The 13,114-nt window shown below is 35.2% G+C and carries 12 protein-coding genes; 5 read left to right on the forward strand and 7 right to left on the reverse strand.

Features of this window, described 5'->3' with window-relative positions:
• The first annotated feature begins 218 nt into the window (after positions 1–218).
• On the forward strand, positions 219–1,271 hold the full coding sequence (locus HMPREF2864_RS09315) for a 2,3-butanediol dehydrogenase (RefSeq protein WP_070545466.1): 1,053 nt from the start codon (positions 219–221) through the stop codon (positions 1,269–1,271).
• Positions 1,272–1,434: 163 nt separating this feature from the next.
• Here HMPREF2864_RS09315 and HMPREF2864_RS09320 read toward each other — a convergent pair whose 3' ends face one another.
• The gene (locus HMPREF2864_RS09320; protein ID WP_002460352.1) at positions 1,435–2,031 is read right to left on the reverse strand and encodes a YdeI/OmpD-associated family protein; all 597 of its coding nucleotides are present in this window, start codon (positions 2,029–2,031) and stop codon (positions 1,435–1,437) included.
• A gap of 120 nt (positions 2,032–2,151) precedes the next feature.
• Between HMPREF2864_RS09320 and HMPREF2864_RS09325 the strand changes: the two genes are divergently transcribed.
• Positions 2,152–3,501, forward strand: a complete 1,350-nt coding sequence (locus HMPREF2864_RS09325; protein ID WP_070572195.1) for a carboxylesterase family protein — start codon at positions 2,152–2,154, stop codon at positions 3,499–3,501.
• 156 nt (positions 3,502–3,657) lie between these two features.
• On the opposite strand, the gene HMPREF2864_RS09330 is transcribed toward HMPREF2864_RS09325, so the two are convergent.
• Positions 3,658–4,833, reverse strand: a complete 1,176-nt coding sequence (locus tag HMPREF2864_RS09330; protein WP_002492478.1) for an MFS transporter — start codon at positions 4,831–4,833, stop codon at positions 3,658–3,660.
• Between the two features lie 126 nt (positions 4,834–4,959).
• A complete protein-coding gene (locus HMPREF2864_RS09335) occupies positions 4,960–5,187 on the reverse strand; it encodes a hypothetical protein (protein ID WP_002460355.1) in 228 nt (75 codons plus the stop codon).
• Between the two features lie 157 nt (positions 5,188–5,344).
• On the opposite strand from HMPREF2864_RS09335, the gene HMPREF2864_RS09340 reads away from it, so the two are divergent.
• Together HMPREF2864_RS09340 and HMPREF2864_RS09345 are read left to right on the forward strand one after the other, a co-directional pair.
• Positions 5,345–6,022, forward strand: a complete 678-nt coding sequence (locus HMPREF2864_RS09340) for a response regulator transcription factor (RefSeq protein ID WP_002478666.1) — start codon at positions 5,345–5,347, stop codon at positions 6,020–6,022.
• The gene (locus HMPREF2864_RS09345) at positions 6,015–7,478 is read left to right on the forward strand and encodes a HAMP domain-containing histidine kinase (protein ID WP_012990729.1); all 1,464 of its coding nucleotides are present in this window, start codon (positions 6,015–6,017) and stop codon (positions 7,476–7,478) included. Before HMPREF2864_RS09340 ends, HMPREF2864_RS09345 begins: the two co-directional genes overlap by 8 nt.
• A gap of 491 nt (positions 7,479–7,969) precedes the next feature.
• On the opposite strand, the gene fetB is transcribed toward HMPREF2864_RS09345, so the two are convergent.
• The 4 genes from fetB to HMPREF2864_RS09365 form a co-directional block, all read right to left on the reverse strand.
• The gene (gene fetB / locus HMPREF2864_RS09350) at positions 7,970–8,746 is read right to left on the reverse strand and encodes an ABC transporter permease (RefSeq protein WP_002478664.1); all 777 of its coding nucleotides are present in this window, start codon (positions 8,744–8,746) and stop codon (positions 7,970–7,972) included.
• Positions 8,739–9,401, reverse strand: a complete 663-nt coding sequence (locus HMPREF2864_RS09355; protein WP_002460359.1) for an ABC transporter ATP-binding protein — start codon at positions 9,399–9,401, stop codon at positions 8,739–8,741. The genes fetB and HMPREF2864_RS09355 overlap by 8 nt, the downstream gene beginning before the upstream one ends.
• Positions 9,402–9,527: 126 nt before the next feature.
• Positions 9,528–10,307, reverse strand: a complete 780-nt coding sequence (locus HMPREF2864_RS09360; RefSeq protein ID WP_002460360.1) for a CPBP family intramembrane glutamic endopeptidase — start codon at positions 10,305–10,307, stop codon at positions 9,528–9,530.
• 22 nt (positions 10,308–10,329) lie between these two features.
• On the reverse strand, positions 10,330–11,094 hold the full coding sequence (locus HMPREF2864_RS09365; RefSeq protein WP_002478662.1) for a CPBP family intramembrane glutamic endopeptidase: 765 nt from the start codon (positions 11,092–11,094) through the stop codon (positions 10,330–10,332).
• 315 nt (positions 11,095–11,409) lie between these two features.
• Between HMPREF2864_RS09365 and HMPREF2864_RS09370 the strand changes: the two genes are divergently transcribed.
• Entirely contained in the window at positions 11,410–12,987 is a 1,578-nt protein-coding gene (locus tag HMPREF2864_RS09370) for an FMN-binding glutamate synthase family protein (protein ID WP_070545470.1), read from the forward strand.
• The last annotated feature ends 127 nt before the right edge of the window (positions 12,988–13,114 follow it).

A 13,114-nucleotide genomic window follows, 5' to 3' on the forward strand; every position in this document is an offset into this window, starting at 1 on the left:
TGGTTACTTCATACATATACCCTAATTATTAAAAATAAACATATTAAACTTGCGAAAAATTAAATTTTTATAGAGTTTGCCTATTTTGTGAAAAAAATTCGCTCCAGCTTAGATAAAATATAAATTTATTATTATTCGCCAAAATAGTTTGAATATTTCATAAATTAGTATTACTCTATATGTATACTAAGGATTCAAAATTGAGGAGATGTCTAATTATGAAAGCAGCAGTATGGTATGGTCAAAAAGATGTTCGCGTGGAAGATCGTGAACCAAAAGTATTAAAAGATAATGAAGTGAAGGTTAAAGTATCATGGACGGGGATTTGTGGTACGGACTTACACGAGTATTTAGAAGGTCCTGTCTTTATTTCTACAGAACAACCTGACCCTTTATTAGGTCAAACTGCACCAGTGACGTTAGGCCATGAATTTTCAGGCGTAGTTGAAGAAGTAGGTAAAGACGTAACTAAATACAAAAAAGGGGATCGTGTTGTTGTGAACCCTACCGTGTCTCGACATGAAAAAGAAGAAAATATCGATCTTTATGATGGTTATTCATTTATTGGGTTGGGATCTGATGGTGGATTTGCTGAGTTTACAAATGCACCAGAAGAAAATGTTTACGCATTACCTGACAATGTTTCAGCTAGAGAAGGTGCTTTAGTTGAACCAACAGCCGTTGCAGTACAAGCTGTCAAAGAAGGCAACTTATTATTTGGTGATAAAGTAGCTGTCTTTGGTGCTGGTCCAATTGGATTATTAACAGTTGTCGCTGCTAAAGCAGCTGGCGCAAGTAAAATCTATGTCTTTGATTTATCTGAAGAACGCTTAGCTAAAGCTAAAGAAGTAGGTGCAACTCACGTCGTTAATTCTGGTAAAGTTAATCCTGTTGAATACATCAACGAACACACTGACAACGGTGTTGATGTCACTTTTGAAGTTGCTGGCGTCGGCGTTACGTTACAACAATCTGTTGAAGTCACTCGCCCACGTGGGACAGTAGTCATCATCTCTATCTTTGCGCACCCGGTTGAATTTGATCCAATGTTATTAACAAACTCTGGAGTGAAATTAACTTCAACTATTGCTTATACACCAACGACATTCCAACAAACCGTTGACTTAATCGCTAGCGGTAGCTTGGATGTTAAATCAGTCGTAACGGATGAAATCGAATTACAAGACATTGTTGAATCAGGTTTCGAACAACTTGTAAATGATAAATCACAAGCTAAAATATTAGTAAAATTAAATGGCGACCAAAAATAATACTAATGTATTTATTTTATAGGAAAAGACGGTTGAATGGCATATTCAACCGTCTTTTCCTATAAGCTTTTTTCAAATTAAGCTTGTTTACTGCCCTCATAATTTGTTGTTCAACCAATTAGAAATCTCAACTTCACTGTCTATCTTCTTTCTAATATATTTACTAATCCATCATGCCTTTACCATCTAATATATGATTCACATATTTTTCCACTCTATTATGACGAGTTTGACTACGTTTTGCTTGACCAATATAGTACATATATTGGCGTTGACGACCTGGTGTTAAACTTTCAAATGCCGTCTTTAATTCGGGCATCTCATCAAATTTAGAGGCTAATTCTTCAGGCATCTCATAGTCTGCAGTCTCTTTCAACGTCACTGTTTTACCTTGTTGTTCAACCTGGATTGCTTGTTTAACATAGTATAGAATCTCATCACGACGTTGTTCTATTTCCTTTAAAGAAGTAAAGCGTAGCTGTCTCGCTGCTTGGACCTTTTCTGTTTGTTGTACCAATGTACCATATTGATCTTCGAGTAAAGCGCCTTTATGAAATAATAATGCTACATAGTGTTTAAACCCGTGAATGAGCACGACATTTTTATTATTTAATGTATAACATGGGTGCATCCATTTATACTGTTCTTCTAATTCTGTTTCATTAAAAATAAGTGTTCTTAAATATTGATATGCCGATTGCCATTGGCTATCTTTACGCAAAAACGCTTCAACTTGTGCGTTGGTCTGCTTTTTATCCATCACTTCGCCCCTTTCTTTATTTTTATCAATTTAAGTTCATATTAGCCTGACACCAGAGCAATTGCAACTATAGGATATGTTATAGTAACAGTAAGTATCATATTAGGAGCGTGTATAGTCATGGTCATCGTCAAAACAGCTGGCGGCGCTATTGAAGGTACAACAAGTGATGGGATAGATTGCTTTCTTGGTATTCCTTACGCGCATGCGCCAATCGGATCAATGCGTTTTAAGCATGCACAACTTAAGACATCATGGTCCTCCCCATATCAAGCAATGCGTGTTCAAGCCATCCCACCCCAACCACAAAATAAGCTTGAAACCTTTTTTTCTTCGACACCTAGATCTTTTGTTCAAGATGAAGATTGTTTATATTTAAACATTTGGCGTCAAGCTAATGACAATTACCTTAAGCCAGTAATTATTTACTTTTACGGTGGTGGATTTATCAACGGACATAGCACTGCTGAACTCTATACACCAGAACATATCGTAGCGCAAGAAGATGTCATCGTAGTGACCTTCAATTATCGCTTGGGCGCCTTAGGTTATTTAGATTGGTCCTATTTTAATGCAAATTATGATAAAAATAACGGTTTATCTGATCAACTCGCCGCATTAAAATGGGTGCATACATTTATTGACTCTTTTGGCGGAGACCCAAATAATGTGACTTTAATGGGACAATCTGCAGGCAGTATGTCTATTATGGCATTAATGCAAATGCCTCACGCAGTTACCTACTTTAAACAAGTCATCTTATTAAGTGGTACGCTCAAATTAGACAGTGCTGATGTAGGAACGACGAAAGTAAGACATTTTGAACAATTAATGGAACAGCGCTATGGTCATCATGATATTACGTTATTACATTCTTCCCAGCTATTACAGCTTATGGATGACGATGAACAAGCGCGTGGTAAATCGAAAGGATTAGAACTAATTTACGCACCAATAGCTACAAGTGACATGTCTCTACCTCTCCAAAAAAATCGTAAACCTATGCTCGTATGCACCACACATGATGAAGGAGATATTTATATTACTGGCGAAGAACATAAGCTCACGCCTAGACGCTTTACAGAAGTGATGGCCTTATATGATATATATGTTAAGCCACATGACGTGCAAAGTGCAGTACAACAGTCACAAATCATTACATATTCTTATTTTTTAGCACCTGCATTGCACTTTTTAAAGCATTTCAGCACAACTAACCAGGCATGGTTAGCACGTTTTGATTGGTGCATACCACTTCATCATGACTACGGAAGTGCGTATCATATTTTAGATGTTATCTTTTGGTTCGGTAAAATGGACATCTTAGCTGCACACCAAGTATCACAATTAACGCATGTCCGACGACTAAGCAGGCAAATGATACGTGATTTAGCGCAATTTGCTCGCACAGGAACATGTCATTGGCAACCTTATTCTGCAACACACCAGCAACCATATGTATATAAGTAAAGGAGCGGGACAGCATTCATTATGAATTCGCTGTCCCGCCCCGGCAAGGTTGACTAAGATTGAAAAAGCTTGGTATACGCGTATTTTCAATCCAGTCAACTACTGCCGATATAGATTCCATAGCCTAAAACATAATGATGTCTCAGACATTTACTGCTAATTATTAATATAATGATTGCGTAAAGCTAAAGTAATGATAAGTCCAGCAAGTCCTATCGCAGCACTGACATAGGGTAAAAATGAGACCTCCCATTGCGATACAACTAAGCCGCCAATCATTCCTCCTATACCAATACCTGCATTCAATGCTGACATATTCCAACTCATAACCTGGCTTGTATCCCCTTCAACTTGCTCAATCAAACCACTTTGAATGGCGGGATTAGTGCTCCATTGCATAATATTCCATACAAAAATACCGATTAATAATAAAGCTGCATAAGGTAATATTATATTCAATAGCACCATCATAACAACAAAGACTGCGATTGATATCGTAAGCCAGCGCTTACTTGTCCATTTATCAGCAAACACCCCACCAAGTGAAGTGCCTATAACACCAGCGACACCGTTCATTAGTAATGCAACAGAGACAAAGCGCAATGTATAATCATGTGATAATATCAAGGGATTAATATAAACAAATGTGGCTGAATTTGCCACAAGTATTAAAAAGGTAATTGTGATAAATTTGACGACTTCTTGCGGTCTAATAATTTTTGAAGGCACATCAGATGCTTCTGTACCATTTGACTGCTCTGTACCAGCCACCTGTTGAAGTTCTCTTTGATGTGGTAAGTAATACAGCATCAATATACCTGCTAGCACACTAACGACAATAATAAATAGAAAGGTGTAACGCCAACCTACTATATCCCCAATCATGGTTCCAAGTGGCACACCGAAAACATTAGCCGCACTAAATCCAGAGTATACAACGCCAATCATTTTCCCACGATTTTTAGGAAGGGTTAACATGGCGGTTAAGGCTAACACTTTTACAATAATAAGCGAAGCAGCAGCAGATGATAGGATGCGACCTATAACGAGTATAGTGAAATTAGGCGCCAAAGCAATCATAGCATTACCTATAATGAATATAAGCAACGTCCATAACAGTACCGATCTTGCACTAAAGCGATGAGTTAATTTAACTAATATAGGTCCACAAATAGCAAAAGTCAATGCATATAGCGTGACCAATTGCCCGACAACCGCTTCAGACACATGCAAATCAGCACTCATTAGATTCATGATTCCCGCAACCATCATTTCTACCATTCCAACAATAAAAACACTAAGAATAAATGTTGCAACACGCATGACTGACACTTTGTTTCTCTCCTTTCTATCATTCATTTTGTATTGCATAATAAAAAAACAGCTACGTCTAACACTGTTTATGTCGTAACTGTTTCATTATATAATAAATTATTCTTTTTTGTATATAACTCCCATTTATATACGATCAGACTCATCTAAATAGTCCTCCGTGATGGTCATGGTAATCATGGCAATCGCAAAACCGATTAACGCACCATAGATGACATATGAATTGTGTAATAATAAATCAATACCAAAGTTTAAATGAAAGCGTGCTTCAAACCATGCAAAGACAAACCGTAAAATATTAAATAGAAATAACACCGTAGCAATAAAACCAGAAGTATAAGCTACTATTTTCATTTATATATCCCCTTTTCTAATAAGCTTAATAATAACTTTAGTATAATCAAGATACTTTAACTTCAATTTATTATCAGCTTAATTCTTCCTTAAATATGTAAAAAGCATATAGTTTAATTAGCTAAAGTTTAATATGATAGAGTGTGAGGTGTTATATATGACAATAGATGTCCTAATTGTTGAAGATGATAAAGATATTAATGAACTGATGAAATTGTCCCTTACGACTAAAGGAATTAAACAAATAAAAGTGGCTTATGACATTGACCATGCAAAGACCTTACTGCATGACTTTAACTTTCAAGTTGTATTACTAGATTTAAATTTACACGCTGAGGATGGCTACCAATTGCTCAAATATATTGATTTATCGGTGACTAATGTTATCGTAGTTACAGCCAAAGATACCAATTTGGATGTATATAAAGGCTTTGAAAAAGGAGCCGTAGATTACATTAAAAAACCCTTTGATCCAATGGAGCTGTATTATCGGGTTTCATTACATCTTCATTCAGATGCCTGCACAACTTACCACTATGATTATTTAGATATCGACTTTAACAGCATGGATGTCCAAGTAAATGGACATTCTGTACCATTAACTGCCCGCGAATATGATTTGCTTATTTATTTTATCCGTCATAAAAATCAAGTACTGACAAAACAGCAATTATATGAGCATGTCTGGGGCTATGATACCGGTGTAGATGATAATACTTTAATGGTTCACATTCGGACATTACGTAAAAAGATAGAACGCCAACCTAATCAACCTACCTTTATTCAAACCGTACGCGGTAAAGGTTATATTTATAAGGAAGATGCCTATGAATAAACGTTTTAATTTTAAATTTTCAAAATATATGACATTATTTATGCTTGCGAATATTATTTTAGGTGTCGTATTCGTAGTATATTTGTTAATTGAAACTTATGACCGCATATATAGTGATATCAATACTATTGATCCTGATTATTTAATTGCAAATGATATTGTCAAAGAACCCAATCAACATATAAAGGATTTGGCAGCCGAACACAACGTTTCGCTTTATTTTACGGATACTGCGGGAAATATACTATATCCTCATACAAAAAAAGGACAAAACTTGAAGTCTCGAATTCTTAAAAATTTGCGTTATGCACATGCTGTATCAAATAAGAAAGGCACGTATATGGTCTATTTTTATCCAAATCAATCAACAACTCGTGTTAACAATGCACGTCAAATTAAGACAGATCAACTATTAGAGAGCATTGTTACTCAAGATTATAATAAATGGGACTATAAATTAAATCAGCATCATCTTAGCTTTATTAAGAATCCCAACCCTAAACCTATATTAGATGATGATGAATTGGGCAAAGGATTTGAAAATAGTGGAAAGTTCTATTTAACTGTTTTAATGATTTATGTGTTACTCAGTATTGTATTAATTGTTATTGCTACATTCTTTGTAACAAAGCGTGTAACAAAACCAATGTCTTATTATATTCATTGGATTAACCATCTAGCACATGGTAAATTGTACCAACCTACCACAAAAAGTAAGTTGAAGCGTTTTATTAATACTTATCCAGAATTACATCACAGTTTGTCACATCTAACACAGCAATTATTAAATGATAAATTTTATCATAATCAAATGACTTATTATAAATCTAAATGGATTAGCCAAGTCTCCCATGATTTAAAATCACCTTTAACAACCATTTATGGTTATGCGAAATTAATACATGCCGATAGTGAAACACAACAATATGTAAATTTAATTACACAAAAAGCCTCATTTATGACTGAACTGTTAGAAAGTTTAAATCAAACATTTGATATTGAAACCAACCAGATACAGTATAGTAAAGAGCTTTTCCCCGTTGAATCAACGATGAATAAAGTGATTAATGTGATTGGCTATGACAATATAGACGTATACTTTCACACAGCATCACACAAGACATTTTATGGCAATAAGCTTTATTTTGAACGTCTAATGATTAATTTAATCAATAATAGTCTTGAACATAATAATGAGAATCCACATATTCAAATCCAGTTGAAGGTATACGGTACACAGCTCATTATCGATTATTTAGATGATGGTATTGGACTGCCACATACTGATTTTAAATCATTAGTTCAGGAAACATATACAACTAAGAAAGATCGCGAAAGCCATGGCTTCGGTTTATCCATCATCAATGATGCCGTCAACTATCACCATGGAACAATACAATTACAACCAACAGCGCAAGGCGTTCACTTTCATATTATGTTACAAGACAAAAGCTAACATCATTGAAGTGACTAAATTATTCATCCTAGGATTATAGACCTATAACATCAACGCCAAAATTATAAAATCTGGGAAATCACAACTGAAGCATCATAGCCAGTAAATGTGTTGTCACAAATGCATTTCCTGGCTTCTTTTATGCTAATATAACGTTTTATTAACTCGCTTTCTTTGAGAATAGCTTCAGCCCACCTTAATCGACAGTATTTGTAATTTTGCGCTTTTTTCATCTTATACTGCTTTCGCAAGCACCCAACCAAAACACTTCGCTTACATATGTTTAAATATTTTTTTTTAAAAATAAGGCCCTTTCATTTAATTTAGTATAGACATCTTAACTAAATTAAAGAGGTACCTTTTCTTCAAAAATGATTACATTGTTCAACTTACACTGATACAAGAATCTTCTGAATACATCCTAACTTATGATTTATTCAGATATGTGAAAACAATCATTAAAATGCTTCTAGATGCTATAGACGATGTCATTATGCTTCATCAACAATGTCATTATCACGTGCAACCAACTGATGACGCGCATTAAAGAATTGACCGTAGCTTAAATAAGTAGCAATTAACGCTGACATCACGGTAGACGTCGTATGAACAAAGACAACAAGCAATTGAAATTTGACCGCTTCTAATGGCGGTGTGCCACCTATAATTAAGCCTGTCATCATCCCAGGAATTGACACTAAACCATATGTTTTAACTGAATCAATGGTTGGAACAATCGCTAATCGAATGCTATCACGTACAGCATCTTTAGACGCAAGTTTTGGCGATGCAGCTAACGTTAACTTAGATTCAATATCATTTACATCTTTAACAAAGGCACGGTCTAAATGCTGATATGCCAAATTAATAGCTATAAGCCCATTGTTTGCCAACATACCACTGATTGGAATGACTTCATTTGGTTTAAAGTCTATCGCACCTGTCAAAATAATAGCCGTCAATGGAATAGCTGTCCCAATGATAATCGCAATGAGTGAAATCCAAAAGACGTGATGCATCACTTTTGAAGCCCTATGTAATGTATTCCATGAAGCGTTAATTATAATGATAAATACTGCAAGTAAGAGTAACCACGTGGCATCTATTTCAAAAATATAATGCAATAGAAAACCTAGGATAAGCAATTGGATGGTCGCACGTAGTGACGCTACAACTAAATCTTTAATAATATGTAAGCCTTCTTTATACGAAATGGCAATCGGTATGATTAACAATAATGCCGTTAAGCAAATGGCTGTATTACTCATTGTGCTTCAACTCCTCTTGCTTAGTAATTTGACCATCAACAATCGTAATTCGTCTGTCGAAATGACGCATGCTCTGATCATCACTATGTGTAATCCACATAACACCTACACCGGTCTTGGCTAAATCGAACACGAGCTGTTCTACAATTCGCTTATTGGCGGTATCCAAGGCACTAGTCGCTTCATCTAATAATAATAGTTCGGGTTGATACATCAACTGTCTAGCTATGGTAATACGTTGTCGCTCACCGCCTGATAAATGTTCGATGCGTGTATTTAAATTATAATGTCCTAAATTAAGATGTTGAAGTAATTGTAGCGCTTTAGTTTCATCAAACTCATCAGAATGGGCCATCGCTGGAAAACGCATATTATCACCAATATTTTGGCCAAAAAGTTCACTTTGTTGCATCAGATAACTTATTTTCGAGCGCAATACTTCTGGTTCATATGCATCGAACGGTTTATCGTTTAATAATAATTCGCCACTTGTCGGACTGATTAAGTTATCTATTTGTTTTAACAAAGTGCTCTTCCCACTTCCTGAAGGTCCTACAATGGCTACAGTTTCCCCTTTTTTCAATTGGAAATTGATATTGTCTAAAATTGTACGACGTGTTGCTTGATAACATAGATGTTTAATTTCTAATAACACGTAACATCGCTCCTTATTATGTCTTACTACTATCGTACCTTATTTTCAGGTATCATCAATGACGAATTAACAACAAAAAACTATGGTTAAGCATGTAATAATGATGTTTCTTAGCCTTTACAATAATTATAAAAATTGTAATAGTGTCAAAATAAATGAAAGTAAGTTATTAAAACTATGTAACGCTATTGTTACTGCTAAATTGCGACCACTCATGTTATATGCCACCACAAAACTGGTTGCCATAATTAAATAAGGTCCGATTTCAAATGGCGATGTTGCGTCAGTGACATGAATACCAGCAAATAGCAGGATTGAAATAATCGACATTACTGGATATGACAATTTCTTACCTAATTCATGAATTAATAAATGACGAAATAGCAGCTCTTCAACTATTGGTGTAATAATTACAATATTTAAAAATAATAACGGCCATACCTTGATATTACTAAATAGTTTTCTAATTTCTTGTTCATTCTGCGTATCATGAAATTGCCAATGTTCTGGTAAAAATTGCATTACGTTGGCATAGACGATATTCGCTACATACATGACCAACAAGACGATAATCATGAGATAAATATATCGTTGTAATTGCTTCACACGAGCGATTGCAGTGTTTAAAAGTGCACGATAATGTAAGGCCCAAAAAATCAAAACTACAGATAATTGTGCCAATAAAGCATAAAGTTGTGAAGTATAAGTTAAACCACTTGGCCGATGCAATAAAGTAAATGATAACCAATTGATTGCGTCAGCTAATATAAATGGCAAATACATATTACCTAATACGTATACAAGTATCAGTAAGAAATCACGTTTAACCATCTGGGGCTGTCGCCAAGGATTTTGATGATATGTCATTGATGAAATTCTGTTATTTTTTGTCATTCTATGATTCATAATAAACTCCTTTAATTTATGCTTAAAGATAACTTTGGTAGCTAAGCACTAGAAAAATGATACATTGCGTCATACTATGATATACATATGCTGCTAATAAATTTTGTTGTGACCATCTATATATGATAACAGCACCTATAGGAATAAGGCTGTAAATTCCAATTTCCAGAACAGAATGATAATGATAGGAATGAGCTACAACATCGGCAATGATGCTGAATATCATGGCAACTACCATGGGTATGCACTTCGCTAATTCGTGTATGAATAAATGGCGAAAAATCAGTTCTTCAACCAACGGCCTTAAGACAACCATCGATACCCAGACAAATGGTAATGCGTGAGGATGCGTAAACATACCAGATAAGTACTGCTCAGATTGACTGTGTTGAAACCCCCAAGGTTGGTTAAGATGATGTGCTATACATTGACCGCCATAATAAGCCAATAATGTTAAACAACTTACAATGACGATTGGCCATAGCATAGGTTTGATATCACTACTTAAACGTTGATAAATTGTTCTTAATTTCTGCTGATACAAGAAGAAAAAGCATTTCAACGTCACAATTTCCGCAACAATGAAACTCAATGTTAATACAATGGGATAAATAACTTGTGTTGGTTTATCTTGTGTTAATACCGCCCAGATACCATAGACGCCAAATACTATGATGATAGGCATGAGAACCTTTAAGAAGACATAAACTGGAATTACCCAAAACAATCGTTTCTTTACGTGCGCATCAATGGGTTGTCGTGTATTATATGTATTTAATGTCTGCATAGGTCACCTCATTCATTTGAAGCTATCACATGGCTACCAACATCGTGCTGATACCATGCTCCGCGTATTGTTCACATTTCACTTTACCATGTTCCTTAAATTATGAAAATGTTAATTATTTTGACATTAAAAAATAAGTAAATCAATTTTAAAAAATAGACAGTCACTATATTTCTCATATGTCATATTTAAACGTTGTACTACTTTTATGCTTAATGATCATTAACTTGTATCCTTATATTAGTGGAACATTACATTGTTTTTCCATATAAATAATGTACAATAATCATTACAGAGATAACGGGGGGATAAAGAATGATATTAACAACAATGCAATTTATTGTAAATGTTATTATAGTAAGCTGTCTATTATTCGTTGTTTTATTAGGGCTGTGGTTACTCTTTAAAGACAAACATCAGAAACAACATAGCGTATTAAGGAACTTCCCTTTATTAGGAAGAATTCGTTATTTTTCAGAAAAAATTGGTCCCGAAATGCGTCAATACTTATATGCTAATGATACCGAAGGCAAGCCGTTCTCACGTGTCGACTATAAAAATATTGTTATTGCCGGAAAATATAACTCAAGAATGACCAGTTTTGGTACGTTGAAGCACTATGAACATGGGTTTTACATACAAAATGCAATGTTTCCATTACAGTCAACTGAACTAGTTATTGATAACCAACATATGATTTCTACATTTATTTATCAAGTTGATAATGAGCGGTTATTTAAACGAGACGAACATCGCAAACCAGCTGATATTAAACCATTTCAACTTGATGATCAGCATGCTGTCGTCATCGGCAATGATTTAGCACATCCGTTCATCGTTAAACGTTTAGTTGGACAATCTGGCATGAGTTATGGTGCATTAGGTCAACGTGCCATAACAGCACTATCTCAGGGGTTAGCACGTGCTGGCACATGGATGAACACAGGTGAAGGTGGCTTATCTGATTATCATTTGTCCGGTGGTGGGGATATTATTTTTCAAATAGGACCTGGCCTTTTTGGTGTCCGTGATCAAGAGGGAAATTTTAGTAAAGATGAATTTGTAAAATTAGTGAATCAATCGGCAATCAAAGCATTTGAGCTTAAACTTGCACAAGGTGCCAAGACCCGTGGCGGTCATATGGAAGGAAATAAAGTGACTGAAGAGATTGCACAAATACGCAATGTCAAACCGTTTCAAACAATTAATTCACCAAACCGTTTTAACTTTATTTCAAATGCAGCAGAATTAATCATTTTTGTTGATGAACTTAAACAGCTTGGACAAAAACCAGTTGGCTTTAAAATTGTAGTGAGTCATGTTGATGAAATTGAAATATTAGTGAAAGAAATGATACGTTTAGATAAGTATCCTAGTTTTATTACTGTTGATGGTGGCGAAGGTGGTACGGGCGCTACTTTTCAAGAATTACAAGATGGCGTTGGCCTACCATTATTTACAGCACTTCCTATTGTGTCTGGCATGCTTGAACGCTATGGTATACGGGATAAAATTAAGATTTTTGCTTCAGGCAAGCTAATCACACCCGACAAAATCGCCATTGCACTCGGATTAGGCGCTGATTTAGTTAATATTGCTCGAGGCATGATGATTAGTGTCGGCTGCATTATGAGTCAACAATGTCACCTCAACACATGTCCAGTAGGTGTTGCTACGACAGATCCTAAAAAGGAAAAAGCGCTCATTGTAGAAGAAAAAACATTTCGCGTAACCAATTACATCACAAGTCTACATGAAGGCTTATACAACATCGCAGCAGCAGTTGGTGTTAACAATCCAACAAATATCACAGCACAACACATCATACATCAACAACAAAATGGCACGTTACAAAGCATAGACACATACAAACTTAAACTTCTGGAGCCATAAGTTAAGAAGCGTTAAACATTTCTTTTTACAACATGTAATAAGCGTTAGTAAGTCTCACAATAAAATATAAACAAAGCCAAAAATAAAGGAGCAGGACAGAATTCATTATAAATTCGTAGTCCCGCCC

The organism is Staphylococcus sp. HMSC059F04 (assembly GCF_001812565.1).
Classification (GTDB): domain Bacteria; phylum Bacillota; class Bacilli; order Staphylococcales; family Staphylococcaceae; genus Staphylococcus; species Staphylococcus lugdunensis.

Bases quoted from the DNA above. Each gene is read 5' to 3' on its own strand.
- HMPREF2864_RS09315 (WP_070545466.1), top strand. From the start codon at position 219: ATGAAAGCAGCAGTATGGTATGGTCAAAAAGATGTTCGCGTGGAAGAT.
- HMPREF2864_RS09320 (WP_002460352.1), bottom strand. From the start codon at position 2,031: ATGGATAAAAAGCAGACCAACGCACAAGTTGAAGCGTTTTTGCGTAAA.
- HMPREF2864_RS09325 (WP_070572195.1), top strand. From the start codon at position 2,152: ATGGTCATCGTCAAAACAGCTGGCGGCGCTATTGAAGGTACAACAAGT.
- HMPREF2864_RS09335 (WP_002460355.1), bottom strand. From the start codon at position 5,187: ATGAAAATAGTAGCTTATACTTCTGGTTTTATTGCTACGGTGTTATTT.
- HMPREF2864_RS09340 (WP_002478666.1), top strand. From the start codon at position 5,345: ATGACAATAGATGTCCTAATTGTTGAAGATGATAAAGATATTAATGAA.
- HMPREF2864_RS09345 (WP_012990729.1), top strand. From the start codon at position 6,015: ATGAATAAACGTTTTAATTTTAAATTTTCAAAATATATGACATTATTT.
- fetB (WP_002478664.1), bottom strand. From the start codon at position 8,746: ATGAGTAATACAGCCATTTGCTTAACGGCATTATTGTTAATCATACCG.
- HMPREF2864_RS09360 (WP_002460360.1), bottom strand. From the start codon at position 10,307: ATGAATCATAGAATGACAAAAAATAACAGAATTTCATCAATGACATAT.
- HMPREF2864_RS09365 (WP_002478662.1), bottom strand. From the start codon at position 11,094: ATGCAGACATTAAATACATATAATACACGACAACCCATTGATGCGCAC.
- HMPREF2864_RS09370 (WP_070545470.1), top strand. From the start codon at position 11,410: ATGATATTAACAACAATGCAATTTATTGTAAATGTTATTATAGTAAGC.